Annotated in this window: 22 protein-coding genes and 5 pseudogenes; 8 read left to right on the top strand and 19 right to left on the bottom strand. The window is 49.9% G+C overall.

Going from position 1 to position 23,059, the window contains the following annotated elements; translation table 11 throughout:
* Positions 1 to 58 precede the first annotated feature (58 nt).
* The 3 genes from EP25_RS0105270 to cysG form a co-directional block, all read right to left on the bottom strand.
* Entirely contained in the window at positions 59 to 394 is a 336-nt protein-coding gene (locus EP25_RS0105270; RefSeq protein WP_031432925.1) for a c-type cytochrome, read from the bottom strand.
* Positions 395 to 575: 181 nt separating this feature from the next.
* On the bottom strand, positions 576 to 1,541 hold the full coding sequence (locus EP25_RS0105265) for a WD40 repeat domain-containing protein (protein ID WP_084190964.1): 966 nt from the start codon (positions 1,539 to 1,541) through the stop codon (positions 576 to 578).
* Complete coding sequence (cysG, locus tag EP25_RS0105260; RefSeq protein WP_031432923.1) at positions 1,522 to 2,919, bottom strand: siroheme synthase CysG; 1,398 nt, start codon at positions 2,917 to 2,919, stop codon at positions 1,522 to 1,524. The genes EP25_RS0105265 and cysG overlap by 20 nt, the downstream gene beginning before the upstream one ends.
* Before the next feature lie 81 nt (positions 2,920 to 3,000).
* On the opposite strand from cysG, the gene EP25_RS0105255 reads away from it, so the two are divergent.
* Together EP25_RS0105255 and tnpA (EP25_RS0105250) are read left to right on the top strand one after the other, a co-directional pair.
* Positions 3,001 to 3,231, top strand: coding sequence for a sulfurtransferase TusA family protein (locus tag EP25_RS0105255; RefSeq protein WP_031432922.1), 231 nt, complete (start codon positions 3,001 to 3,003; stop codon positions 3,229 to 3,231).
* A gap of 197 nt (positions 3,232 to 3,428) precedes the next feature.
* Positions 3,429 to 3,860: pseudogene (gene tnpA / locus EP25_RS0105250) on the top strand (IS200/IS605 family transposase).
* 41 nt (positions 3,861 to 3,901) lie between these two features.
* On the opposite strand, the gene EP25_RS0105240 reads toward tnpA (EP25_RS0105250), so the two are convergent.
* Positions 3,902 to 4,591 (bottom strand): histidinol-phosphatase, encoded by a 690-nt coding sequence (locus EP25_RS0105240; protein ID WP_031432921.1) that lies wholly within the window; start codon positions 4,589 to 4,591, stop codon positions 3,902 to 3,904.
* Between the two features lie 221 nt (positions 4,592 to 4,812).
* Here EP25_RS0105240 and EP25_RS0105235 point away from each other — a divergent pair, with 221 nt between their 5' ends.
* A complete protein-coding gene (locus EP25_RS0105235) occupies positions 4,813 to 5,337 on the top strand; it encodes an RNA pyrophosphohydrolase (protein ID WP_031432920.1) in 525 nt (174 codons plus the stop codon).
* On the opposite strand, the gene cpdA is transcribed toward EP25_RS0105235, so the two are convergent.
* The 6 genes from cpdA to EP25_RS0105205 all read right to left on the bottom strand — a co-directional run bounded on the left by cpdA (position 5,331) and on the right by EP25_RS0105205 (position 12,028).
* Complete coding sequence (cpdA, locus tag EP25_RS0105230) at positions 5,331 to 6,116, bottom strand: 3',5'-cyclic-AMP phosphodiesterase (protein WP_235185848.1); 786 nt, start codon at positions 6,114 to 6,116, stop codon at positions 5,331 to 5,333. The two genes, EP25_RS0105235 and cpdA, sit on opposite strands and share 7 nt — an antisense overlap.
* Positions 6,117 to 6,121: 5 nt before the next feature.
* Positions 6,122 to 7,456 carry an amino-acid N-acetyltransferase gene (gene argA, locus EP25_RS0105225; protein ID WP_031432918.1) on the bottom strand — a complete coding sequence of 445 codons (1,335 nt, stop codon included), beginning with the start codon at positions 7,454 to 7,456 and terminating at the stop codon, positions 6,122 to 6,124.
* Positions 7,457 to 7,498: 42 nt separating this feature from the next.
* Positions 7,499 to 9,196, bottom strand: coding sequence for a dihydroxy-acid dehydratase (ilvD, locus tag EP25_RS0105220; RefSeq protein ID WP_031432917.1), 1,698 nt, complete (start codon positions 9,194 to 9,196; stop codon positions 7,499 to 7,501).
* Between the two features lie 32 nt (positions 9,197 to 9,228).
* The gene (locus EP25_RS0105215; RefSeq protein WP_327036911.1) at positions 9,229 to 9,828 is read right to left on the bottom strand and encodes a TIGR04211 family SH3 domain-containing protein; all 600 of its coding nucleotides are present in this window, start codon (positions 9,826 to 9,828) and stop codon (positions 9,229 to 9,231) included.
* 116 nt (positions 9,829 to 9,944) lie between these two features.
* The gene (argF, locus tag EP25_RS0105210; protein WP_031432915.1) at positions 9,945 to 10,850 is read right to left on the bottom strand and encodes an ornithine carbamoyltransferase; all 906 of its coding nucleotides are present in this window, start codon (positions 10,848 to 10,850) and stop codon (positions 9,945 to 9,947) included.
* A gap of 2 nt (positions 10,851 to 10,852) precedes the next feature.
* The gene (locus EP25_RS0105205) at positions 10,853 to 12,028 is read right to left on the bottom strand and encodes an acetylornithine transaminase (protein WP_031432914.1); all 1,176 of its coding nucleotides are present in this window, start codon (positions 12,026 to 12,028) and stop codon (positions 10,853 to 10,855) included.
* A gap of 160 nt (positions 12,029 to 12,188) precedes the next feature.
* Between EP25_RS0105205 and grxD the strand changes: the two genes are divergently transcribed.
* Positions 12,189 to 12,509: a Grx4 family monothiol glutaredoxin gene (grxD, locus tag EP25_RS0105200; RefSeq protein ID WP_031432913.1), complete on the top strand. Its 321-nt coding sequence runs from the start codon at positions 12,189 to 12,191 to the stop codon at positions 12,507 to 12,509.
* Positions 12,510 to 12,564: 55 nt separating this feature from the next.
* Here the strand turns inward: grxD and rnt are convergent, their stop codons facing one another.
* On the bottom strand, positions 12,565 to 13,194 hold the full coding sequence (gene rnt, locus EP25_RS0105195) for a ribonuclease T (RefSeq protein ID WP_031432912.1): 630 nt from the start codon (positions 13,192 to 13,194) through the stop codon (positions 12,565 to 12,567).
* 92 nt (positions 13,195 to 13,286) lie between these two features.
* Here rnt and EP25_RS0105190 point away from each other — a divergent pair, with 92 nt between their 5' ends.
* Positions 13,287 to 14,042: an MlaA family lipoprotein gene (locus EP25_RS0105190; RefSeq protein ID WP_031432911.1), complete on the top strand. Its 756-nt coding sequence runs from the start codon at positions 13,287 to 13,289 to the stop codon at positions 14,040 to 14,042.
* A 49-nt stretch (positions 14,043 to 14,091) separates the two neighbouring features.
* Here the strand turns inward: EP25_RS0105190 and mtaB are convergent, their stop codons facing one another.
* Positions 14,092 to 15,381 carry a tRNA (N(6)-L-threonylcarbamoyladenosine(37)-C(2))-methylthiotransferase MtaB gene (gene mtaB / locus EP25_RS0105185; RefSeq protein WP_031432910.1) on the bottom strand — a complete coding sequence of 430 codons (1,290 nt, stop codon included), beginning with the start codon at positions 15,379 to 15,381 and terminating at the stop codon, positions 14,092 to 14,094.
* Between the two features lie 8 nt (positions 15,382 to 15,389).
* Positions 15,390 to 16,619, bottom strand: a complete 1,230-nt coding sequence (locus EP25_RS0105180) for a nucleoside recognition domain-containing protein (protein ID WP_031432909.1) — start codon at positions 16,617 to 16,619, stop codon at positions 15,390 to 15,392.
* Between the two features lie 383 nt (positions 16,620 to 17,002).
* Here EP25_RS0105180 and tnpA (EP25_RS0105175) point away from each other — a divergent pair.
* Positions 17,003 to 17,434, top strand: a pseudogene (gene tnpA, locus EP25_RS0105175) (IS200/IS605 family transposase).
* 10 nt (positions 17,435 to 17,444) lie between these two features.
* Here the strand turns inward: tnpA (EP25_RS0105175) and EP25_RS0105165 are convergent.
* A pseudogene (locus tag EP25_RS0105165) lies at positions 17,445 to 17,837 on the bottom strand (helicase-related protein); the annotation flags it as partial.
* A gap of 76 nt (positions 17,838 to 17,913) precedes the next feature.
* Between EP25_RS0105165 and tnpA (EP25_RS0105160) the strand changes: the two are divergent.
* A pseudogene (gene tnpA, locus EP25_RS0105160) lies at positions 17,914 to 18,345 on the top strand (IS200/IS605 family transposase).
* Positions 18,346 to 18,426: 81 nt separating this feature from the next.
* Here tnpA (EP25_RS0105160) and EP25_RS0105150 read toward each other — a convergent pair.
* The 3 genes and pseudogenes from EP25_RS0105150 to EP25_RS0105140 all read right to left on the bottom strand — a co-directional run.
* A pseudogene (locus EP25_RS0105150) lies at positions 18,427 to 19,215 on the bottom strand (DEAD/DEAH box helicase); the annotation flags it as partial.
* 139 nt (positions 19,216 to 19,354) lie between these two features.
* Positions 19,355 to 19,618 carry an RNA recognition motif domain-containing protein gene (locus EP25_RS0105145; protein WP_031432906.1) on the bottom strand — a complete coding sequence of 88 codons (264 nt, stop codon included), beginning with the start codon at positions 19,616 to 19,618 and terminating at the stop codon, positions 19,355 to 19,357.
* A gap of 463 nt (positions 19,619 to 20,081) precedes the next feature.
* On the bottom strand, positions 20,082 to 20,666 hold the full coding sequence (locus tag EP25_RS0105140) for a fatty acid desaturase (RefSeq protein ID WP_268745411.1): 585 nt from the start codon (positions 20,664 to 20,666) through the stop codon (positions 20,082 to 20,084).
* Positions 20,667 to 20,819: 153 nt separating this feature from the next.
* On the opposite strand from EP25_RS0105140, the gene tnpA (EP25_RS0105135) reads away from it, so the two are divergent.
* Positions 20,820 to 21,251 carry an IS200/IS605 family transposase gene (tnpA, locus tag EP25_RS0105135; RefSeq protein ID WP_031432165.1) on the top strand — a complete coding sequence of 144 codons (432 nt, stop codon included), beginning with the start codon at positions 20,820 to 20,822 and terminating at the stop codon, positions 21,249 to 21,251.
* 10 nt (positions 21,252 to 21,261) lie between these two features.
* On the opposite strand, the gene EP25_RS0105130 is transcribed toward tnpA (EP25_RS0105135), so the two are convergent.
* Both EP25_RS0105130 and EP25_RS0105125 read right to left on the bottom strand, forming a co-directional pair.
* Positions 21,262 to 21,804 (bottom strand): fatty acid desaturase, encoded by a 543-nt coding sequence (locus EP25_RS0105130; protein ID WP_051906400.1) that lies wholly within the window; start codon positions 21,802 to 21,804, stop codon positions 21,262 to 21,264.
* A gap of 467 nt (positions 21,805 to 22,271) precedes the next feature.
* Entirely contained in the window at positions 22,272 to 22,484 is a 213-nt protein-coding gene (locus EP25_RS0105125) for a cold-shock protein (protein WP_031432903.1), read from the bottom strand.
* Positions 22,485 to 23,059 lie beyond the last annotated feature (575 nt).

Raw genomic sequence — 23,059 nt, 5'->3', positions numbered from 1 at the left:
CACGCATTAAAAAAGGCCGCTAAATGCGGCCTTTTTATTGGGCGATTAAAACTTGGTTTTATTCGCTCAGGTATTGGTAAACTGCGTCGATCGCTTCATCTTCGCTATAGCCGGCTTTTTTGACCGGACCAACAGCCATGATGGCATCCATGGCTTTAGGCATGCCGTTTCTGCCTTCTTTCAAAACTTGAGCAAATTTGGCTTTATCCAGCTCGCCGGCTTTGATCAATTCTTTCAGTTGTGGGTTGGAAGAGATGTCGTGACAGGCGCCACAACCACGACCGAAAGCACGGTCATAGATTTTTTTACCGATTTTTGTTTTTTCGTCAGCCAATGCTTGACCACTTAATGCGATTAAAGCAACACCTGCTAATAAACCTAATGCTTTTTTCATTTTTATCTCTCGCTATGATTAAAAAAGAATTGCATATCGTAACGGCGGATACGCAACAGGATTAAAAATAATACGCCTAGGATAGGCGATTTCAGTAAAAAACTCAATCCTTTTTCAAGGCAATCGCTTTGTCCTTAGGTTCAGATTATCACCATCAACACTGAATGAAAACTGAATCGCGTTAACGGATTCGCCAACGTTGCAGCAAGCCATTGGTGGCGATGCTATAGAATTTTTTATCCTGATCGACGAAGCCCAAGGCCACTATCGTAGCCGCACTGGGCCGCCAAGGTTCGGTTTTTTTGGCGCGCCAGAATTTAACGAGTCTGCCATTGCTGGTTCTCCATAATTCGATGCGTTGAGAGATATGGCCGGTAAGCAGGTATTTCGCGTTGGCGGAAAATGTCGCCGCGGAAAGCGTGATTCGCGCTGGCCCCAATTCCTTATGCATTTTTCCGCTGGCAATTTTCCATAGGCGGGTTTGGCCTAATGCGGCATTGGTCAGCGCAAACCGGTCATCGGGACTGATGGCGACGCTGGCTAATTTATTGCCGTGCTGCCAGCGATATTTAAGTGTGCCGTCACGCAGATCCCAAAGCTTTGCGTTTTTATCCTCCGAGCCGGTGAGGGCATAGCGGCCGCTTTTCGAAAGGTCGGTGCCGGTCACCGTATCGTCGTGTGCGAAGGCATACAATGTTTTGCCGTGGCGCAACGATAAATAAATCGCTTTATCGGCCAGGCCGACCAAGGCATATTGGCCGTCGGACGAAATACTGACACTGAAAATGTCGGGGAGGCTCCAGACGGACAATAAGGTTCCGTCGGCAATACGCCACCAGGCCAGCGAATTTTTTTCCGCCGTAACGGCATATTCCTCCTTGCTGGAAATATCGACGGCGATGACACCGGCGCTTTCGTCGGTATGTTGCCATTTATGCACTAGCGCCTTAGGATGCAATTGCCATAATTCGGCATGGCCGGATAAATCGCCGATCAGGGCATAATGCTCCGAAAGATTGGCGGAGAATAGGCCGACCTCAGCCAGGGTGGCGGTTTTCTCGGGGTCGTCCGTCAAGTCGCACGCCGTCAGCAAGGAGACGCATAATAATGGCGTTAGCAGCCCGTATCTAGTCAATCGTCGAATCATTTTTATTGAACCATTGCAGTTTTTTGTGCAAGGAGACGACCGTGCCGACAATGATCAGGGTGGGGGGCTTGATGTCTTGATTGGCGACCAAGGCCGGTAGCGTCGACAGCGTTCCGATGATAACCCGTTGATGCTGAGTGGTGCCTTGTTGAATAATGGCGGCGGGGTGGTCTTTCCTGCAGCCGTGATCAATCAACGACGCGCAAATATGTTCCAGTCCCAACAGCCCCATGTAAATGACGATGGTTTGATTGGGGGCGGCCAATTGCTGCCAGTTCAGGTTGATCGAGCCGTCTTTCAGGTGGCCGGTGACGAAAGTGCAGGACTGGGCATGGTCGCGGTGGGTCAAGGGAATCCCCGCGTAACTGGCGCAGCCGGCCGCGGCAGTTATGCCGGGGACGACCTGGAAATTGATGCCTTGCTGCATCAGCGTTTCGATTTCCTCGCCGCCGCGGCCGAAAATGAACGGGTCGCCGCCTTTCAATCTGACCACCCGTTTGCCTTCCAGCGCCAGCTTGGCTAACAATTGGTTGATGGATTCCTGCGGCAGACTATGGTTGCTTCGCTGTTTGCCCACATAAATCCTGTCCGCGTCGCGTCGGGCTAGTTCCAGTATCTCCCGAGAGACGAGGCGGTCGTAGACGATGACGTCGGCTTGCTGCATCAAGCGTAACGCCCGAAATGTCAATAATTCGGGGTCGCCGGGGCCCGCTCCGACCAAATAGACTTCGCCCTTGTTATCGCCGAAATCGTTATCCAATAGTTTTAGCAATTGCTGCTCCGCTTCAGAATTGCGGCCGGCAAACACCAATTCGGCGATACCGCCTTGCAAGGCATTTTCCCAAAATATGCGCCGCTGTGACGATTGTTTTATGCGTTGCTTGACCGTTGTCCTGAATTTTTCCGCCAACTGCGCCAGTTTGCCGTAAGCGGGAGAGATCGTGCTTTCCAGTTTGGCGCGCAACAGCCTCGCCAATACTGGCGAGGCTCCTCCCGAGGAAACGGCGGCGACCACCGGCGAGCGGTCGATGATCGCAGGGAAAATGAAATTGCACAACTCGGGGTTGTCGACAACATTAACCAGCAAATTGCGGCGCTCGGCCAGTTCGGCGACTCGACTGTTGGCTTCAAGGTTGTCGGTTGCGGATATGACCAGGAACATACCGCTTAAGTCGTCCTCGGAAAAAGGCTTTTGTTTGACGGTAATCTTGCCGCGCTGCGCTAAATTTGCGACCGTATCGGAAACGTTATTGGCGACAACGGTGATATTGGCTCCCGCCCTCGATATCAGGTCAATTTTTCGCGCCGCAATCTCGCCAGCACCCACGATCAGACAATTTCTGTCCTTCAATTGCAAAAAGAGTGGGAAATAATCCATCGGTGATTAACATTCTCGCAAGTAATCGGGAATGGTATTATAAGCACTCTTGTTTATCATGCCCGGAAAATTTTATTGCCTATGATTGATTTTGATGTGGAAGTCGATGCCAGCGGATTGAATTGCCCATTACCCTTACTGCGACTGAAGAAGGCGCTGATGGACATGGACAGCGGCGAGGTGGTCAAGGTCATTGCCACCGATCCCGCCGCACACCTGGATTTCGGAGTTTTCACGGAACAGGCGGGGCATCAGATCGTGGAGTTCATCAAAGAGCCCGAACGGCAGATTTTTTATATCAGGAAAAAGTAAAACCCTTCGAATGGGTGTCTTGAGAAGCGACATTTGCTTGTTGTTTGTGCATTTCGGCCTTCCATGGCGGACGATACTGCCTTCAAAGGAAGGTGTGCAATCGATGTTTGACCAAGTTTAATTATCCATCATAAGGTTTAAACCACCGGCTTTAGCCGGTCAGCTTTAGCTGCGATAATTTGCCCAAGGAGGTGGCGATGGACTATAGATACGGCAGCCATACGGTTTACCAAATTGAGTATCATTTTGTTTGGGTTACGAAGTATCGTTATAAAGTGCTGAAGGATGAAATAGCCGAACGAGTGAGAGACTTGGTGCGGCAGACATGCGAAGCCTTTGAGATACGGATTATCAAAGGTGTCGTGAGCAAAGATCATGTGCACATTTTGGTGAGTGCGCCGCCGACTATGGCCCCAAGCGAAATCATGAGGCGAATCAAGGGACGAACTTCGAGCTATCTGTTCGAAGAGTTCCCGCACTTGAAAAAGCGATATTGGGGTCGACATTTTTGAGCCCGCGGTTATTTTTGCGCCACAGTGGGGCAAATGACTGATGAGATGATAAAGCAATATTTGGAGCATCACTTTGAACCTAATCCAAACGATAATTTCAAGATGGAGCCCGACTAAGACGCGTCGTTTAGTCGACGCGTATCCGGACTTTCAGTCCGTTATTGGAACCCACCCGCTTGAGCGGGTGGTTGTTTAGTTCGCAAACTGATAATCGGCCAGTCGGCCTGTTCGGCATAATCGCGCAGGACCTGATCAGGGTCTACCGCGACCGGATGGGTCACCAGCTTCAATAAGGCCAGGTCATTATGGGAATCGCTGTAGAACCAGCTGTTTTCCAAGCTTTCGGTAGAATTTTCCAGCCATTTCAGCAGCAGTTTGACCTTACCTTCCTGATAGCAAGGGATGCCGTTAAATTTGCCGGTATAGCGGCCGTCGACGAATTCCGGGGTCGTCGCCAACAGGTTGTCGATGCCATAGAGTTTGACGATCGGTTCGGTGACAAAGCGATTGGTCGCCGTAATAACTAATAAGGTATCGCCGCGTTGCCGGTGCTTGTCGACTAAATCCATAGCCGGTTGCAATAGGAGGGGGTGAATGATTTCCTCGACAAATTTATGGCGCCATTGAAATAATTGTTCGGCATCATGTTGTGCCAACGGCGCCAAGGAAAAATTAAGGAATTCAACGATGTCGAGGTCGCCCTTTTTGTAGTCTTCATAAAAACGCGCATTAGCTGCCTCGTATTGTTCCCTGTCCACGATGCCCTGGTCGACCAGAAACTGCCCCCATAAATAATCGCTATCGTCGGCTATCAAGGTGTTATCCAAATCAAAAATGGCTAAACTCACGGATTGTCCTGTTGTCAATAAGTAAAGTTGAGCACTTCAGGTCGGTTTTTTCGCAAGAAGGAAAATCCTGAAATGTGAAGTGCGATAAAAAAGCATCTCAGTATGGCGTCAATTGCCGATTTGTGGAACAATTACCCCATTAATTTAAATCACTGATCTGTTTTAATTTTACCATTCGCTACGGTGTTAAAACAGTCAGACTGACGAAGACAGGTTTTAACATGATTGACTCAAAAGGATACCGGCCCAATGTCGGGATTATCCTTTGCAATGACGATGGTCGTGTTTTTTGGGCGAAACGAAAAGGTGCAAACTCATGGCAATTTCCGCAGGGTGGTATCGATGGTAATGAAGACCCGGAAACAGCGATGTATCGTGAATTGTGGGAAGAAACGGGCTTGTTGCCCGAAGATGTCCAGCTGCTAGGTCGGACCCGATATTGGCTCAGATATAAATTACCCGATCGATATGTCAGAAAGAATTCGATGCCATTATGTATAGGCCAGAAGCAAATCTGGTTTATCTTGCGCATGATTTCCGACGAATCCAAGGTCCGTTTCGATTGCGGTCATAAGCAGGAATTCGACAATTGGAAGTGGGTGGAATATTGGCATCCTTTGAAGGATGTCGTGTACTTCAAACGAAAGGTTTACCGCAAGGCCTTGATCGAGCTGGGCGCAATGCTGATCTCCGACTCGGTGCCGGTAAGGGCGGATGGCTATTTGTCGATCGTGAAGGATCAGTAACCGGCCGAATTGAAATCGAGCTCATCCAAATGGATGGGCAGCCAAGCCACCTGGGTTTGGAAACTTCCGTCATTGTCGAGTTCGATAACGCGATAACCCGGCGGTTTATCGTCCAAGGCAAATTGCCGGCAACCGGGTTTGAACTGGAAACAACTGGCCGGCGTACCTAACAATTGGATGCCATGCCGCTCCTTTTCCAGTACTTGGTGCACGTGGCCGCAAATGATCGCCTTGATTTGCGGATGGTTCGCGACGCAGGCAAAAAATTCCTCGCTGTTTTCAATCATCATCGTGTCCATCCAGCTACTGCCGCTGGCTATGCAATGATGGTGCAGCGCGATCAGGGTGAACAAATCGGAGTGGCGGTGCAATTGTTCGCTCAAGAAGTTCAACTCGCCCTGATTCAGTAATCCGCCGGGAAACCCCGGTTTTTGGCTGTTCAGGCAGATGATTTGCCAGTTTTTCAACTGATGGTAGCGTTGGCAACTGACCAAACCCTGGTTGAAAATCGCCTGCATCTGTGCAAAATCGTCATGGTTGCCGGGCAAGCAAATGCTCGGGGTCTCATAGTGATTGAGTATTTGCCGGACCCGGAGGTAACTGTCGGGACAAGGGTCTTGGGCCAGGTCGCCCGTCAGCAATATGAGATCGAAACCACTAAACCGTTGATGAGCATGGTCCAAGGCTTGTCTGAAATATTTTTCCGTTTCGATGCCCAATAACGTGCCGTCTGCTTCAGGCAAAATATGCGGATCGGTGATTTGCAGGATTTTGTTCACGACGATTAGATATCCTTGTAAAACACTTTGGAATTTCTATTATAGTTATAGAAGTTTTTCATGCGCTCCGGTAGGGTTGCGACATCGCTTTCGATAAAACCGTGTTCGATAAACCAATGCATGGTTTGTGACGAGAGCGCGAATAAACGCTTGATACCCGTTTCCTTGGCTTTTTCGATTAAAAATTCCAATAAATGGCTGCCGCGCGAGGCCCTGCGATAATCCTGGTGGACGGCCAGGCAGGCAATCTCTCCGGCTTGGGCGCCATCCATGCAATGCAGCGCGGTGCAGCCGATAATGAGGCCGTCCCGTTCGATAACGATGTAATCGCTGATTTCCATTTCCAGCTTTTCCCGTGAGCGTTTGACCAGTTGCCCCTGCTGTTCCAGCGGCTTGATGAGTTCCAGAATGCCGCCTATGTCTTCCAGATTCGCCGAACGAATCTCCTCGAAAGGGGTGGCGCTGATCAAAGTACCGATGCCGTCGCGGCTGAACAACTCCAACAGCAAACAACCGTCTATGTGGTGGTTGAGCAGGTGTACCCGCTGTACGCCTCGTTGGCAGCTCTCGATGGCGGCGTTCAATGAGCGAATCGTCGCGCTGGATTGATTCGGGTACTGGTTTAAAAAATCTTGTGCCTCTACGGTTGTCATTTGCCGTACTAGAGTATTGCTGTTCGGCGACACACAATCCAGCTCGGTCAGTAAAATCAATTTTTCCGCTTGCAAGGCAATTGCCACTTCGGTGGCGACCAATTCCGAGCCCAAATTAAAGACCTCGCCGCTGGGCGAGTAACCGAGCGGAGAGATCAATACCACATTGTTCTGATCGAGTTGTTGATGAATGGCTTGATGGTCTATGCGTCTTACCTGGCCGGTATGGCAGTAGTCGATGCCATCGATGACGCCTAAGGGTTTGGCGGTGACGAAGTTTCCCGAGGCAACCTTGATTTTTGCGCCGGCCATCGGTGAATTGGCCAGTCCCATCGATAACAGCGCTTCGGTTTCGACCCTGACCAGTCCGGCAGCCTCCTTGACATAGGGCAGGATCTGGTCATCGGTAATGCGCAGATTATTGTGAAAGCGTGCCGTGATGCCATGCTGTTGCAGGCGTTGATCGATCTGCGGTCTGATGCCATGGACCAGGACTAGGCGAATACCCAGGCTTTTCAGCAGGGCAAAATCATGGATTAAGCCGGCAAAATTGCCGTTTACCGCTTCGCCGCTGAAGAAAACGACAAAAGTACGGTTACGGTGGGCATGAATATAGGGCGAGGAATTTCTGAACCAGTTGACGAAAGCCGCCTGGGCAAGCGGGTCATTGCAAGTAAGCGTGTTCATCGGCGACTCGAGCCGGCCCAGGACGGGCCGGCGGAAGGCGGATTAGTCGAAGTTGTCGGTTACCGCGCCTTGGGAGGCGGAATTAACCAATTTAGCGAATTTTGCCAGCACACCGCGTTTATAGCGCGGTTCAGGCGCCTGCCATTTTTCCAGGCGACGGGCAATTTCATGTTCGTTAACATGTAAGGTCAATTGTTTGTTTTCCGCGTCGATGGTGATTTGATCGCCGTCTCGAACGATGGCTAACGTACCGCCGACCTGGGCCTCTGGCGTAATGTGGCCGACCACGAAGCCGTGGGTACCGCCGGAGAAACGGCCGTCGGTAATCAGGGCGACGTCTTTGCCCAATCCCTTACCCATGATGGCGGAAGTCGGGGACAACATTTCCCGCATACCCGGTCCGCCTTTCGGTCCTTCGTAACGAATCACGATGACATCGCCTTTGACGATGTCGCCATTGAGGATGCTCTGTAAAGCTTGTTCCTCGGCATCAAACACCTTGGCGTTGCCGGTAAAAACCAGCCCTTCCTTACCGGTGATTTTGGCTACGGCCCCTTCAGTGGCCAGGTTGCCGTAAAGCACGGCCAGATGGCTGTCTTTTTTGATCGGATTGTCCAACGGGCGGATCATATCCTGGCCATCCGGATAGGGTTGAACATCGGCCAGGTTTTCCGCCAGTGTCTTTCCTGTCACGGTCAGGCAGTCGCCATGCAGTAGGCCGTTATCAAGTAGCGTTTTCATCAATGGTTGAATGCCGCCGATCTCAATCAGCTCCGCCATTTGGTAGCGACCGCTGGGTTTCAGGTCGGCCAACATCGGTACGCGCGCGCCAATGCGGGTGAAATCGTCCAGACTCAAATCGATGCCGGTTGCATTAGCCATCGCCAACAGGTGCAATACGGCGTTGGTCGAGCCGCCCAGGGCGATCACGACGGTTATGGCGTTTTCAAACGCTTCTTTGGTCATGATGTCGCGCGGCTTGATGTCTTTTTTCAGCAATTCCAAAACAGCCGCGCCGGCACGTTCGCAATCCAGGCGCTTGTCTTCGGAAACTGCGGCCTGCGCCGAACTGTTCGGCAGGCTCATGCCCAACGCCTCGATCGCCGATGCCATCGTATTGGCCGTGTACATACCTCCGCAGGAGCCGGCGCCGGGAATCGCCTTGGCTTCGATCGCCTGCAGCTCGGCGTCGTCGATTTTGTTGTTGGCGCGGGCGCCGACCGCTTCGAATACGGAGACGACATCGAGTTTTTTTTCGTTATGGCAGCCGGGTAGAATTGTGCCGCCGTAGACGAAGATCGCGGGTCGGTTCAGACGGGATAGGGCAATCATGCAGCCCGGCATGTTTTTGTCGCAGCCGCCGATCGCGACGACGCCGTCGAATCCCTGGCAACCGGTCACGGTTTCGATGGAATCGGCGATGACTTCGCGCGAGACCAACGAGTATTTCATGCCTTCGGTGCCCATTGAAATGCCGTCGGAGATCGTGATGGTGTTGAAAATAACGGCCTTGCCGCCGGAACCGTCGACTCCCTTGGCGGCGTCCTCGGCCAGTTTGTTGATATGCATGTTACACGGTGTCACCATGCTCCAGGTCGACGCGATACCGACTTGCGGTTTGCTGAAGTCTTCGTTGCTGAAACCGACTGCATGCAGCATCGCCCGGCTGGGCGCGCGTTCCATGCCGTCAACAACTTGGGAGGAATAGGTGCGAGTGCTTTTGTCTCCTGAATTTGCCATGTCAGCGTTTCCTGAGTTCTGAATTAATGTTATTAAAAGGTATCCCAATTGCTGGTTTTGCGGCGCCAGCTTAACTTAGGCAGGATAAAACCAAGGATGACGCCGAACAACGATAGCACACCACCGTACAAGAACCAGTCCTGGTTGGTGCTGTCCTCCAGGGTCTGGTTTTCTCGCTTAACTTGTTGTAGTTCCCTTTCCACTGAAATCACCCGCTCCTGCAGTTGATCGCGTTGATGCTTCAGTTGCAGCGCGTTGGCGGCGGTCTGTTTTAATTCGTTAAGTTCGCTGCTTAATTGGTCGCGTTCCTGGCTGAGTTCCTGATTGGTGGTCAGAGTCTGGTTGTTATTTCCTTTTATTTCTTGCAGTTCCTGTTTAAGGCGGTTGTTTTCCTGCTGCAACTCATCCAGCTTCTTGTTGGCGCGTTCCAGATACCAGCGGCTGATCGGTTTGGGAGAAGTGTGTCTCGTCAGAATATAGCCTTCTACGCCGCTTCGGGTACGGACCTTGGAATAGCCGGATGACTCATCGACTTCGAGAACGGTCAAAGGCGTCCCGCTCGGCAGCATTTTAAGAATCCGACTGCGATTGCTTTCCGTACTTCTTAGGGTGAATTTAATGTCATCGGTCACATAAACCGTGGTTGCGTTTGCCGCTGCGCTGCACAAAAAAAGAATTAACAGAGAGCTGAATATATTTTTCACGATTGGATAGAGGGTGCAATTCAAAACGTTCGATTTTAGCGAATTTAGCATTGGATGAGAAATTCAAGCAGGGCCTTTTGCGCGTGCAGACGATTTTCCGCCTCGGTAAAAACGACGCTTTGTGGTCCGTCGATTACCTCGGAGGCGACTTCTTCGCCGCGATGGGCGGGAAGACAGTGCATGAAAAGGGCGTCGGAATTGGCGGCCCGCATGGTTTTTGCGCTGACCTGGTAATTCTTGAAAGCAATTTCCCTTTTTTTCTGTTCGTCCTCTTGGCCCATGCTGGCCCAGACGTCGGTAACGACTAAATCAGCATTTTTCGCCGCATCCTCTGGCGTGGCGAAAAATTGAACCCGGTCACCGGCGGCGGCAACGATATCGTCTTGCGGACAGTAGCCTCTAGGGCAGGCGATATGCAGGCGGAAATCGAACATGCGCGCAGCGTTGATGTAGGAATGGCACATGTTATTGCCGTCGCCGATCCAAGCGACCGTTTTGCCTTCAATATCGCCGCGCAATTCGAAATAGGTCTGCATATCGGCCAACAATTGGCAGGGGTGTAACAAATCGGTGAGGCCGTTGATGACCGGCACGCTGGAATGCTCGGCGAAGGTCGTAACCGTTTTATGTTCATTGGTTCTAAGCATGATGCAATCGACCATGCTGGAGATCACCTTTGCGCTGTCTTCCAGCGGTTCGCCTCGGCCCAGTTGTGTGTCGCGTGGGGAAAGGAACAACGCGCTTCCACCAAAATGGGCCATGCCGGTTTCAAAAGAAATCCGGGTGCGTGTGGAGGATTTTTCGAAAACCATTGCCAGTACGCGGCCTTTCAACGGTTGATAATCCGGATCGCGATGTTGTTTTAATTCTATCGCTCTGTGGATCAAGCGGCGTAAATCGTCGCTCGACAGGTCCAGCAGGCTGATGAAGTGTCTGGGTTGTTGGGTCATTATTATTGTTCTTTAAATGAAATAATCAGTTCTGACAAGGTATCGGTCAGGAAATTGATTTGTTCGTTATCCATAAGCAAAGGCGGCAGCAGGCGGATGGTTTTTTCCGCCGTAACATTGATGAGCAGACCTTTTTGCAGGGCGTTAGCTACCAGTTCGCCGCACGGTTTGTCCAGGTCTATGCCGATCATCAGTCCTTTGTGGCGAATCTGTTTGATCTGCGGGTTGCCGGTGATTTTTTTCCTGAGCTGATTCTCGATCAGTTGGCCTTTCTGTTCGGCCAGGTTGATCAGGTCGGTCTGTTCAAGGGTGCTTATGACCGCCAGGGCTGCGCTACAAGCCAGCGGATTGCCGCCGAATGTCGAGCCATGGCTGCCGGCGCCGAGCAATTGCGCGGCTTTCCCTTTGGCCAAGCAGGCGCCGATCGGCACGCCATTTCCCAATGCTTTGGCCATGGTGCAGACATCCGGCAGTATGCCGTTATGCTGGTACGCTAGGAATTTGCCGGTGCGGCCAACGCCGGTTTGGATTTCGTCCAGCATCATGAGCAGTTCATGCCGGTCGCATAAGGTGCGGATTTGGTTGAGATAGTCCGCCGCCGGAATGTTAACGCCGCCTTCGCCCTGCACGGGCTCGACCAGTATCGCGACGATGTCGGGGTTGTCGGCGATGGCTTGTTGGATTGCGGCGATATCGTTGAATGGTACATGGATAAAGCCTTGCAATAAGGGGTCAAACCCCTGCTGTACTTTGGCATTGCCGGTAGCGCTCAAAGAGCCTAGGGTGCGGCCATGGAAGCTTTTCTCCATGCACAGGACGATTGGCTTGGCTATATTTTTTCGGTGGCCGTAAAGACGGGCGATCTTAAGCGCCGCTTCATTGGCTTCGGCGCCGGAATTGCAGAAAAAAACATTATCCATGTCGCTGAGTGCGATCAGCTTGTCAGCCAGTTTTTCCTGCATATCAATGCCGTACAGATTGGATGTATGCAGCAGTTTTTGGCTTTGCTCGCAGATTGCCTGATGAATGGCGGGGTGGGCGTGTCCGAGATTGCATACCGCGATGCCCGACAGGGCGTCAAGATATCGTTTTCCGCTATTATCCCAAAGCCAAGCGCCTTCTCCATGGCTAAAGGTTACCGGTAGACGGCCGTAAGTAGGCATGATATGACTGGTCATGGGTAATTTCGTCCGGAAAATGGCGGAAGCCTTAAAAAAACCTTCAATTATATTTTTTAATTTCCTATGAGGCAATGATTAGTTTTTGATAAAAACTTTTTTCGGATAATTAAAGTTGATAGAATTACTGGGTTATTGTTAATTTTAAGTGTGATGTGTAATGGACGTAATAGAGCGAATTAAAAAGCAACTGGAAAATCCGGCGGTCTTGTATATGAAAGGCACTCCCGATTTTCCTCAATGCGGTTTTTCCGGTCAAGTGGTGCAGGTGTTGGCGGCGTGTAACGCCAAGTACATGTATGTCAACATCTTCGAAGACCCTGAAATGCGCGAAGCGTTGAAGGAGTTCTCGAACTGGCCGACCTATCCTCAGCTTTATATAAATGGGGAGCTAATAGGCGGTTGCGATATCGTCATCGATATGTTTAAAAAAGGGGAGTTGCAATCCGCATTAGCGGCCGCAGGATGCGTGGAAGAGTGATAATTTAAAACTGGGGCGCAAGTAAAAGGTTTTTTCTTGCGCCCCGAATTACTTGTCAGGGCGCTTTCTCTAATTCTGTCAATTTTTTCCAGCGGTTTACCATCATACAAAACAGTCTGGCCGTTTGTTCGGCATCATAGAGGGCCGAGTGGGCTTTGTCGCTGTCCCATGCCAACCCTGCCGCTTGCGCGACTTTTGCCAGCACGGTTTGGCCGTAAATCAGCCCCCCTAGGGTGGCGGTATCGAAGCTACTGAAGGGATGAAAGGGACATCGTTTGATTTGATTGCGCTCGACCGCGGCATTTAGAAAGTTGATATCAAAGGCTGGATTATGTCCAACCAAAATGGCGCGGTTGCATTCATTGCGTTTAACCGCATTTCTGATGGGTTTGAAAATTTTGTTCAAGGCATCTTTTTCTTCCATTGCCATTCTAAACGGATGATACGGATCGATGCCGTTGAACTTTAGGGCGGCTTCATCTAGTTCCGAATTTTTAAATGGAATGATATTGCTGGAGTGGGTTTCGGTAATCTGTAATAATCCATTGGCATCCGGTTCGACGATCACGGCGGCAATTTCCAACAAGGGATTTTTTTTGGCGTTAAATCCGGCCGTTTCAATATCGACAATGACGGGCAAGTAGCCCCTGAATCGCTTGCCTAGCGGATTTTGACTGATTTCCATTAGTTTATTAAAGTTAGCTAAAATAGTTTAAACTATGATATGTTACGCGAACTTTGAGGCATCTCAAAAAAGAATAGGGTACCGGAGGGAAAATGCATCACACTAAATTGGTTTCCATCGTGGGCATGATTTTGCTGTTTTTTATCGGTGGATGCGCAACCACAGCAGAAATTCATGATCCCAAAGATCCCTGGGAAGGGTGGAATAGGAAGGTGCAATCGTTCAACGATGACTTGGATGATTACGTTATGAAACCTGTCGCCAAGGGGTATCGATGGGTGATGCCTGGATTCGCCGATAGGGCCGTGAGTAATTTTTTCAGCAATATCGATGATATTGGCGTTACGATTAACGATTTATTACAGGGCAAAGTAGCTCAGTCCGGATCAGACGGCGCGCGTTTTTTGGTCAATACCACGGCGGGTATCGGTGGTTTGATCGATGTCGGAAGCATGATCGACCTCCCCAAGCACAAGGAAGATTTCGGTCAAACCCTGGGAGTTTGGGGGCTATCAACCGGACCTTATATGGTGTTGCCGTTTTTTGGGCCCAGTTCTCCTCGGGGCGTCGGCGGCTTAGTCGGCGATGCGGTGATGAACCCCATTACTTATATGGGCGGCTATGTTTCCACTGGTTTGTTTGCTCTTAATGCGACCGATTTGCGGGCGGATAATTTGGCGATGGAAAAGATAGCCGACGAGGCCGCGTTAGACCGCTATATTTTCTTCCGGGATGCTTATCTTGCTCGACGTAACTACTTGGTTTACGACGGCAATCCGCCGGATGAAATGGATGTGCTGGAATTCGATGAAGAGGAAGACGGCTTGGGACCGGTTTCTCCTTATTAAGGTTAAAGCAATAGGGCCGGCGGCATTCGTCCTGCCGCCCGCGAGTTCCTTAGTGTTGTAGTTCAGACAAAATATAATTATCTTCCACGGTCAGCAATCTTGCCGGAATAATCCGATTTTCGATGGTCTCGATATTGTCGGTGTCGCAAGCCACACGCAAGTAGTTGGGTGTATATCCGAAAACCCGTGTTTTACCATTCGATAATGTTTCGGTTTGACCTTCCCATAAAACCGGAAATGTCCGACCTAGGTTTTCTTCCATAAAAGTTTCTTTCATCGCATGGGCGATTTCGTGCAGTTGCCTGCTGCGTCGTTTTTTTACGTCATTAGCGATCTGATTGGGCATGTTTGCCGCCTTGGTGCCTTCGCGCCTGGAGTAGGTGAAAATATGGAGATGGCCAAACCCTGTTTGTTCGATGAAATCCAGGCTTTGTTGCCATTCCTCCTCGGTTTCGCCCGAGAAACCGACAATGATGTCGGTGGTGATGTTGAAATCCGCAACTTTAGCGCGCGCCTGAGCGACGATTTGTCTGAACTCGGCGGTCTTGCAGCGTCTAGCCATGCGCCTTAACACGCTGTCGCTGCCGCTTTGCAGCGGCAGGTGTAGATGCGGCATCAGGCGCGGGTCGTTAAATAAATCGAAGAAATTGTCCGGCAATTCCCAAGGCTCCAAAGAACCCAGTCTGATTCTCGGAATTTGCGTTTCGTTAAGCACGTTTTCGATCAGTTGCGCCAAATCGCTCTCGATATCGCTGCCATACCCCCCTAAATGCACTCCAGTCAAAATGACTTCGTTTATGCCTTGTTGATGTAACGCGTTGACTTCGTCGATAATTTCCCGGATCGATCGGCTGCGTTCCTCGCCGCGAGCGACCGTGACGATACAAAAGGTGCAGCGATAACGACAGCCGTCCTGGACCTTGACGAAAGCGCGTTGCCGGCCGCGGCTGAACAACGAAACTTCGCCCGGTTCGGTCGACATGGCCGGCATGCTGTCCATATCCAGGCTTGCCAATGTTTTTTCGACCAGCTGATTTTTGTCTTTGTTACTGACGACTAAATCGACCCCCATCAATTGCGCGGCTTCGTCTTCATTCAGTGTCGCGTAACAGCCGCTGACGACCAGCTTTGCGCTTGGGTTGTCGCGGTGTATGCGGCGAATCAACTGCCTGGATTTGCGGGCCGCATCTTGCGTGACCGCGCAGGAGTTGACGATGATCAGATTGGCTTGGCTGAGTTCGCGGGTGATGCGGTGACCGGCCTGTTGAAAAGCCTGAGCCCAGGTTTCCAGTTCCGCTTCGTTCAGGCGGCAACCCAGGGTTTTGAGATGAATCTGCATTGTGTTAGTTATCCAAAAAACCAATAAGCAACAACAATTGCCGCCATGATGCCGGCAAAATCGGCTATTATCCCACATCCGGCGGCATAACGGATGTTTTTAATACCCACCGAACCAAAATAGACCGCCAAGACATAAAAAGTGGTCTCGGTGCTCCCTTGTACGATCGATGCCAAGCGGCCGGCAAACGAATCGGCGCCATGTGCTTGCATGGTATCCACCATCATGGCCCTGGCGCCGCTCCCGCTGAAGGGTTTCATCAAGGCTGTGGGGAGAGCGTCGATAAAGCGATCGTCCCAATGCAGCGAAAGCACCAATGATCTGAGGCTTTGGGCGATCAGGTCCAGGGTGCCGCTGGCGCGGAATACGCCGATCGCGACCAGCATGGCGACCAGGTAAGGAATAATCGTGACCGCCGTTTGAAAGCCTTCCTTGGCGCCGTCGATAAAAGCTCCATAAGCATCAATTCGCCGATAAATCGCGCCGCACAAAAAAACGATGATCAACGAAAATAGAACCATATTGCTGATCATCGCGGACTGTTGCAGCATTGCCTCTTTTTCCAGGCCGGAGAAATAAAACACTAGCGCACCGATTATCAGGCTCAATCCGCCCAAGTAAGAGAGAATGACTTTGTCCAGCAGGTTGATCTTTTGCATGACGGCAACCGCAAGAAGGCCGGCTAATGTCGACATATAGGTAGAAATCAGAATGGGAATGAAAACATCGGTTGGATTGGCGGCGCCGAGTTGGGCGCGATAGGTGAAAATCGTAACGGGAAATAATGTGACCGCCGAGGTGTTGATGACCAAAAACAGAATTTGCGCGTTGCTGGCGGTATCGGGGGTGGGGTTCAGCGATTGCATTTCCTTCATGGCTTTAATGCCCAGCGGTGTGGCGGCATTATCGAGTCCGAGGGCGTTGGCGGAAATATTCATTGTGATGGCGCCCAGGGCCGGGTGGTTTTTTGGGATTTCCGGCAGCAAACGGGCGAACAAGGGATTGAGTAGGTTGGTTAGTAGTTGCACGAAACCACTGCGTTCGCCAATCTTCATAATCCCCAGCCATAATGACAAAACGCCGGTTAAGCCCAGGGATATTTCAAAAGCCGTTTTTGCCAGAGTGAACATGGCCAGCATGATTTGGCTGAAAATTTCATGATCGGCGAATATAAGGAATTTATAGCAAGCGGTGACAAATGCCGAGAGGAAGAAAAAAAGCCAGATAAAATTAAGCACGTTAGATTGCGATCGACATAAATACTTAATTTTAAGCAGCGCTAGGGGCTTTGTCTCGATTTAGCCAAAAAAAAGCCGTATTTAGCATACGGCTTTGGTAATTTTAACTTGATTACTAAATCGAGGGGGTGAGACGAACATTAACAACAATCTCGAAATTGATTATGGCAAAACAAGGGGATTGAAAACGAGAGTCCACTCACATAAATTGCAACTGAAGGCAAAAGCTACTTCAAAGGGGAAATCTACTGAATTCAAAAGAAGCCGGTGCATTAACAAGCCTGTTTTATGGCTTCAAAATCCTTAATTATCCATCATAAGGTTTAAACCACCGGCTTTAGCCGGTCAGCTTTAGCTGCGATAATTTGCCCAAGGAGGTGGCGATGGACTATAGATACGGCAGCCATACGGTTTACCAAATTGAGTATCATTTTGTTTGGGTTACGAAGTATCGTTATAAAGTGCTGAAGGATGAAATAGCCGAACGAGTGAGAGACTTGGTGCGGCAGACATGCGAAGCCTTTGAGATACGGATTATCAAAGGTGTCGTGAGCAAAGATCATGTGCACATTTTGGTGAGTGCGCCGCCGACTATGGCCCCAAGCGAAATCATGAGGCGAATCAAGGGACGAACTTCGAGCTATCTGTTCGAAGAGTTCCCGCACTTGAAAAAGCGATATTGGGGTCGACATTTTTGAGCCCGCGGTTATTTTTGCGCCACAGTGGGGCAAATGACTGATGAGATGATAAAGCAATATTTGGAGCATCACTTTGAACCTAATCCAAACGATAATTTCAAGATGGAGCCCGACTAAGACGCGTCGTTTAGTCGACGCGTATCCGGACTTTCAGTCCGTTATTGGAACCCACCCGCTTGAGCGGGTGGTTGTTTAGTCGACCGCGGGTAATTTTCGCGCCGATCAGTTTCTCGACCTGACGTAGCGCGTTATTTTCCTCCTGGGAAATCAGCGATACGGCAAGCCCTTCACGTCCCGCCCTGCCGGTACGGCCGATGCGGTGCACGTAATCGGGAGAGGATCGCGGCAGTTCATAATTCACTACATGCGGTAGCTTGGCAATATCGATGCCGCGTGCCGCCACATCGGTGGCGACCAGTACTTGAATCGCGCCGGTCTTGAATTCGGCCAAGGCGGCGGTTCGTGCGCCCTGGCTCTTATTGCCGTGTATCGCCTTGGCGCTAATGTGCGCGGCATTTAATTATCCATCATAAGGTTTAAACCACCGGCTTTAGCCGGTCAGCTTTAGCTGCGATAATTTGCCCAAGGAGGTGGCGATGGACTATAGATACGGCAGCCATACGGTTTACCAAATTGAGTATCATTTTGTTTGGGTTACGAAGTATCGTTATAAAGTGCTGAAGGATGAAATAGCCGAACGAGTGAGAGACTTGGTGCGGCAGACATGCGAAGCCTTTGAGATACGGATTATCAAAGGTGTCGTGAGCAAAGATCATGTGCACATTTTGGTGAGTGCGCCGCCGACTATGGCCCCAAGCGAAATCATGAGGCGAATCAAGGGACGAACTTCGAGCTATCTGTTCGAAGAGTTCCCGCACTTGAAAAAGCGATATTGGGGTCGACATTTTTGAGCCCGCGGTTATTTTTGCGCCACAGTGGGGCAAATGACTGATGAGATGATAAAGCAATATTTGGAGCATCACTTTGAACCTAATCCAAACGATAATTTCAAGATGGAGCCCGACTAAGACGCGTCGTTTAGTCGACGCGTATCCGGACTTTCAGTCCGTTATTGGAACCCACCCGCTTGAGCGGGTGGTTGTTTAGTTCTTCGTCAGGCGGTTGGCGCCGTGTTTGGTGCTGGTAAAAACCAATACCTGTTGCCAGTCGTTGCTTTTGATCAAATGCGTCAAGAAAGCAGTTTTAGACGTTTTATCTACCTGGTAGGCGATCTGCTCGATGGTCTCGGCGGCGGTGTTTTCAACCGCCACTTCGATTTTTACAGGCTTGATCAATAGGTTTTGGGTCAATCGGCGGATGTCGGCGGAAAAGGTCGCCGAGAACAGCAAGTTTTGCCGTTTTTTCGGCAATAACGCCAATACCTTGTTGATGTCTCTGATGAATCCCATATCCAACATGCGGTCGGCTTCATCCAGAACCAGGATCTCGACCTGATTCAATTTGACCGCATTCTGCTCGACCAGATCGAGTAACCGCCCCGGCGTAGCCGTTAAGATATCGACGCCGCCGCGTAACCGCAGCATTTGCGGGTTGATCTTGACGCCGCCGAACACGACATCGGATTTGAGTCGCGGTTGCTGATGCGCCCCGTATTTGTTGACCGATTCGGCCACTTGCGCGGCCAGTTCGCGGGTCGGCGTTATAATCAGTGCCCTGATGGGGCGCTTGCCGCTGATAGGCTTGGCGGCCAGGCGCTCAAGGATGGGCAAGGTAAAGCCGGCGGTCTTGCCTGTCCCGGTTTGTGCGGCGGCAAGCAGGTCTCGACCCGATAAAATCGATGGTATCGCCTGTTGTTGTATCGGCGTCGGCGAGTGATAGCCTGAATCGCTGATCGCGCGCAACAGGGGCTCGGACAGGCCGAGAGAAAAAAATGACATAAGGAATCTCAAATAATGGGGATTGAATCCCGCTAAAGGTAAAATAATAGAACTGACGGGACGGCGCTATTGTCGAAGAATCTCTCCGCTGTTAGCGGCCGTCCGCAACCTGGAAATAAGAAGAAATATTCGACTGGGGCTAGCGGCGTCTGCCTTTTTTGTGCGAAGTATTCTCGAAACCGACCCTGAGCGACTTGCCGCCGAACAGAGTGCCGCTGAGTTTGGCGATGGCCGCCCTGGCTTCATGGCCTTCCATGCCGACATAGCCAAAACCCTTGCATTGACCGCTGAACATATCGGTGACGATCTCAATCGAATGCACTTTACCGAATTCCGAAAACAAAGCCGTCACACTGGTTTCAGTCGCATCGCTAGGTAAATTTCCAACAAATATTCTTTTCAAAAGGTGTCCTTAGTGAGAGTGAAAGACTGTATGCGTTGGTCGATATCATTGACCGGGCATACAACGAATGAGGCTACGCTGGTTGAATCGTCGCTGGAAAAGGCAAGTCATCAGTTTGCTTGCTATCCCCGGGACAAGCGTAGCGCGGATTCTGGAGCGTGGTCAGCTGTTTCAGATGACGCGATTGTCTCCAGCATTGGGAAGGGGACTGTGAATTTCGATGTTTGCAACACGTCGAGAAGCCTTGACGTTCGCTTATTTATCAAGACTGAAAACAAACGACTTGTGCGCATAAAAACGATAAAACAACCTAGATTATAGGCTATTTCGCGTTTAGGCACCAATTAAAGGGCCCAGCGGAGTGGATGCAATCCTTCTACGAAGACCTGCAAGCGAAGCAGGGCTGTTTAGTCGTTCAATTTACCGCGGCTACGGATAATGTTTTACCATAGCTACAGCTTGGTTAGGCGTCAGCCTGCTGGCCCGCTAAGCGAGTTAGCATTCTGATCGAGCCGAAACTGACCAGTTTTTGCTTCTGTTCATCCCACAGATTCAACCACAACGATTTTAAACTCGTACGCAGCGTCAACGGTTTCACCGTCTGCAATAGCGGTACTTCGTTATAACAGCGCTGCAAGTTGTAGTTCGGGATATTCGCTCTGACATGATGAATGTGATGCAGGCCAATGTTGCCTGCGATCCATTGTAGAGCCCTGGGCAGTTTATAATACGAACTCCCCTCGAGTCCCGAGCTGGTCAAATCCCAATTATGCTGGCGCTCCCAGTAGGCATCCTCGTATTGATGTTGAACATAAAATAACCACATGCCTGCGGTCGCCGCTAAGATGATGATCGGCAATTGAATCAACAGATAATTCCAAAATCCCAGCGTCAGGCCCATCGAGCCAATAATCGCAACCAGAGCGAGATTGGTATAGAGGACACTCAGGCGTTCACGTTTTTTCGCGCCATGGCTCGAAAAACGTTGCAGGATCAAAAATAGTACCATCGGAATGACGGTAAATAAAATTAAGGGGTTGCGAAACAATCGATAACCCAGGCGCTTAATTATCCATCATAAGGTTTAAACCACCGGCTTTAGCCGGTCAGCTTTAGCTGCGATAATTATCCATCATAAGGTTTAAACCACCGGCTTTAGCCGGTCAGCTTTAGCTGCGATAATTTGCCCAAGGAGGTGGCGATGGACTATAGATACGGCAGCCATACGGTTTACCAAATTGAGTATCATTTTGTTTGGGTTACGAAGTATCGTTATAAAGTGCTGAAGGATGAAATAGCCGAACGAGTGAGAGACTTGGTGCGGCAGACATGCGAAGCCTTTGAGATACGGATTATCAAAGGTGTCGTGAGCAAAGATCATGTGCACATTTTGGTGAGTGCGCCGCCGACTATGGCCCCAAGCGAAATCATGAGGCGAATCAAGGGACGAACTTCGAGCTATCTGTTCGAAGAGTTCCCGCACTTGAAAAAGCGATATTGGGGTCGACATTTTTGGGCCCGCGGTTATTTTTGCGCCACAGTGGGGCAAATGACTGATGAGATGATAAAGCAATATTTGGAGCATCACTTTGAACCTAATCCAAACGATAATTTCAAGATGGAGCCCGACTAAGACGCGTCGTTTAGTCGACGCGTATCCGGACTTTCAGTCCGTTATTGGAACCCACCCGCTTGAGCGGGTGGTTGTTTAGTCTCGATGCCGACAGATATTCATCGACCGTCAAGGTCCAGATGTCACCGGTACCGCGACGATCCAGATTGCCTGACGCAGCATGGTGGATCGTGTGCGTGCGCTGCCAATCCTCGAACGGCGTGAAGGTCAGAATGCCGGCCACATAGCCTAGAATTCGGTTAGCGCGCCGCGAAGGGAAAAATGCACCGTGACAACAATCATGGAACAAAATAAAAATCCGAACCAAAAAACCGGAAGCCGGCACCGCCAATAGCAGGGTCGTCCAAACCGGAAGATAATAAACCACGGTTAGAACCATCAGAGCCCAGAGGCCGAGGTATGGTAAAAAAGTGTTCGCGACTTGCCAATACGCCTTGCGATAGTCGGCTTGCGCATATTTGGATACGCTCTGAATCAGGTTTTCACGAACGGCGTGGTTGTTTTCTGATGGGGAGGATACAAAGGTTTCCGGAGGGGGAACTCGTTGCGACATAATGATAACTCTATAAAACTAAAACGGAATCTTGGGCAATGCCCTGATTCTTTTCAACTGATACTCCGAAATTTGAGTGATCGGTTGTTAAATGAAAAGGGGAAGTAAAAATGCTACCCAATGGAACGGGTTCGGCTGATGGATAAAATCAAGCGAAGATCGATGGGTTAACGGTTAAAGCAGGCTGGAAATAAATAAGAAATTTCAGGCGGTGCAAATTCTTATCCAAACATCTAAGGTGCGGATAAGAAAACCAACGAGTCGTGTTTGCGACTTGTCGTTTTAAGAGGTTTGTTCAACAAAGAATGGAAAAGTTCAACGATGACTAACAGATGAAAGAGCCATGCTTATGTCGACCAAACGCCATTGTCATCAGGCGTTAACATATACAATAAGTTGATTATGGCTTGGCGGGTTTCATGTTGAAAAACAGACTGCCGCCTTGAGACGGCAGTCTGTAAAGTCAATTAGTTGATGACTTTGACATTTTCCGCTTGAGGGCCTTTGGGGCCACGGGTTACGCTGAATTCAACCCTTTGGTTTTCTTCAAGGGTTTTATAGCCACCGTCATTAATAATACTTCTGAAGTGAACAAAAACATCAGGGCCTGATTGTTGTTCAATAAAGCCGAAACCTTTTTCAGAATTAAACCATTTAACGGTGCCGATAGTCGTAGACATAGTAAGTCCTATAATAAAATTGAAAAAATGCCTTCATGAGGCGGATGTAGCTGATAAAAATTAGAACTTACTTTATGAAAAACAGGACGAGAACTTCCTAGGAGAAACGCCGATATCGTAAACAGAGGGTAAATCTTATTTTCAAGCTGGGGTCAGTATGAAGTTCTAATTCAGGTAAGTCAAGATATTTTTTTATTGTTTTAAAAGGAAACAATTAAGAAATGTCCCGAATATCGAATTAAGCTGTTGAAAGCCTATGCGATGACTTCTGATTACCGATTCTGCAATTTCTCGGCAAACAATTACCGATAAAAGAGGCAAAATCTGCTTTATTCTCTTAATCCATCTTTTACGCGGAATCAACGAGAGCTTTTACAAGGGCTTTAGTTTCCGCAATCCTGGCAGTGAGCCAGCATGGGGGTATTGTCCAGAAACACGCGGATTGAATTTCATTTTAGTTTCAATGCGAAACGATAATGCCAGTCGCAGTACATTGGTTCGTCGCTATGTTAGTTTGCATAGTATTGCTGAGCCGGGTTTAGGCATCGATTTGGTTCATTTATCGATAAGCCTTA

This window comes from Methylomarinum vadi (assembly GCF_000733935.1).
Taxonomy (GTDB): Bacteria; Pseudomonadota; Gammaproteobacteria; order Methylococcales; family Methylomonadaceae; genus Methylomarinum; species Methylomarinum vadi.
Note: the sequence above shows the minus strand (reverse complement) of the source record. Positions and strands in the feature narration are given on the sequence as shown.

Coding starts and splice junctions, on each gene's coding strand:
- EP25_RS0105270 (WP_031432925.1), bottom strand. CDS start 394: ATGAAAAAAGCATTAGGTTTATTAGCAGGTGTTGCTTTAATCGCATTA.
- EP25_RS0105265 (WP_084190964.1), bottom strand. CDS start 1,541: ATGATTCGACGATTGACTAGATACGGGCTGCTAACGCCATTATTATGC.
- cysG (WP_031432923.1), bottom strand. CDS start 2,919: ATGGATTATTTCCCACTCTTTTTGCAATTGAAGGACAGAAATTGTCTG.
- EP25_RS0105255 (WP_031432922.1), top strand. CDS start 3,001: ATGATTGATTTTGATGTGGAAGTCGATGCCAGCGGATTGAATTGCCCA.
- EP25_RS0105235 (WP_031432920.1), top strand. CDS start 4,813: ATGATTGACTCAAAAGGATACCGGCCCAATGTCGGGATTATCCTTTGC.
- argA (WP_031432918.1), bottom strand. CDS start 7,456: ATGAACACGCTTACTTGCAATGACCCGCTTGCCCAGGCGGCTTTCGTC.
- ilvD (WP_031432917.1), bottom strand. CDS start 9,196: ATGGCAAATTCAGGAGACAAAAGCACTCGCACCTATTCCTCCCAAGTT.
- argF (WP_031432915.1), bottom strand. CDS start 10,850: ATGACCCAACAACCCAGACACTTCATCAGCCTGCTGGACCTGTCGAGC.
- EP25_RS0105205 (WP_031432914.1), bottom strand. CDS start 12,028: ATGACCAGTCATATCATGCCTACTTACGGCCGTCTACCGGTAACCTTT.
- grxD (WP_031432913.1), top strand. CDS start 12,189: ATGGACGTAATAGAGCGAATTAAAAAGCAACTGGAAAATCCGGCGGTC.
- rnt (WP_031432912.1), bottom strand. CDS start 13,194: ATGGAAATCAGTCAAAATCCGCTAGGCAAGCGATTCAGGGGCTACTTG.
- EP25_RS0105190 (WP_031432911.1), top strand. CDS start 13,287: ATGCATCACACTAAATTGGTTTCCATCGTGGGCATGATTTTGCTGTTT.
- mtaB (WP_031432910.1), bottom strand. CDS start 15,381: ATGCAGATTCATCTCAAAACCCTGGGTTGCCGCCTGAACGAAGCGGAA.
- tnpA (WP_031432165.1), top strand. CDS start 20,820: ATGGACTATAGATACGGCAGCCATACGGTTTACCAAATTGAGTATCAT.
- EP25_RS0105130 (WP_051906400.1), bottom strand. CDS start 21,804: ATGTCGCAACGAGTTCCCCCTCCGGAAACCTTTGTATCCTCCCCATCA.
- EP25_RS0105125 (WP_031432903.1), bottom strand. CDS start 22,484: ATGTCTACGACTATCGGCACCGTTAAATGGTTTAATTCTGAAAAAGGT.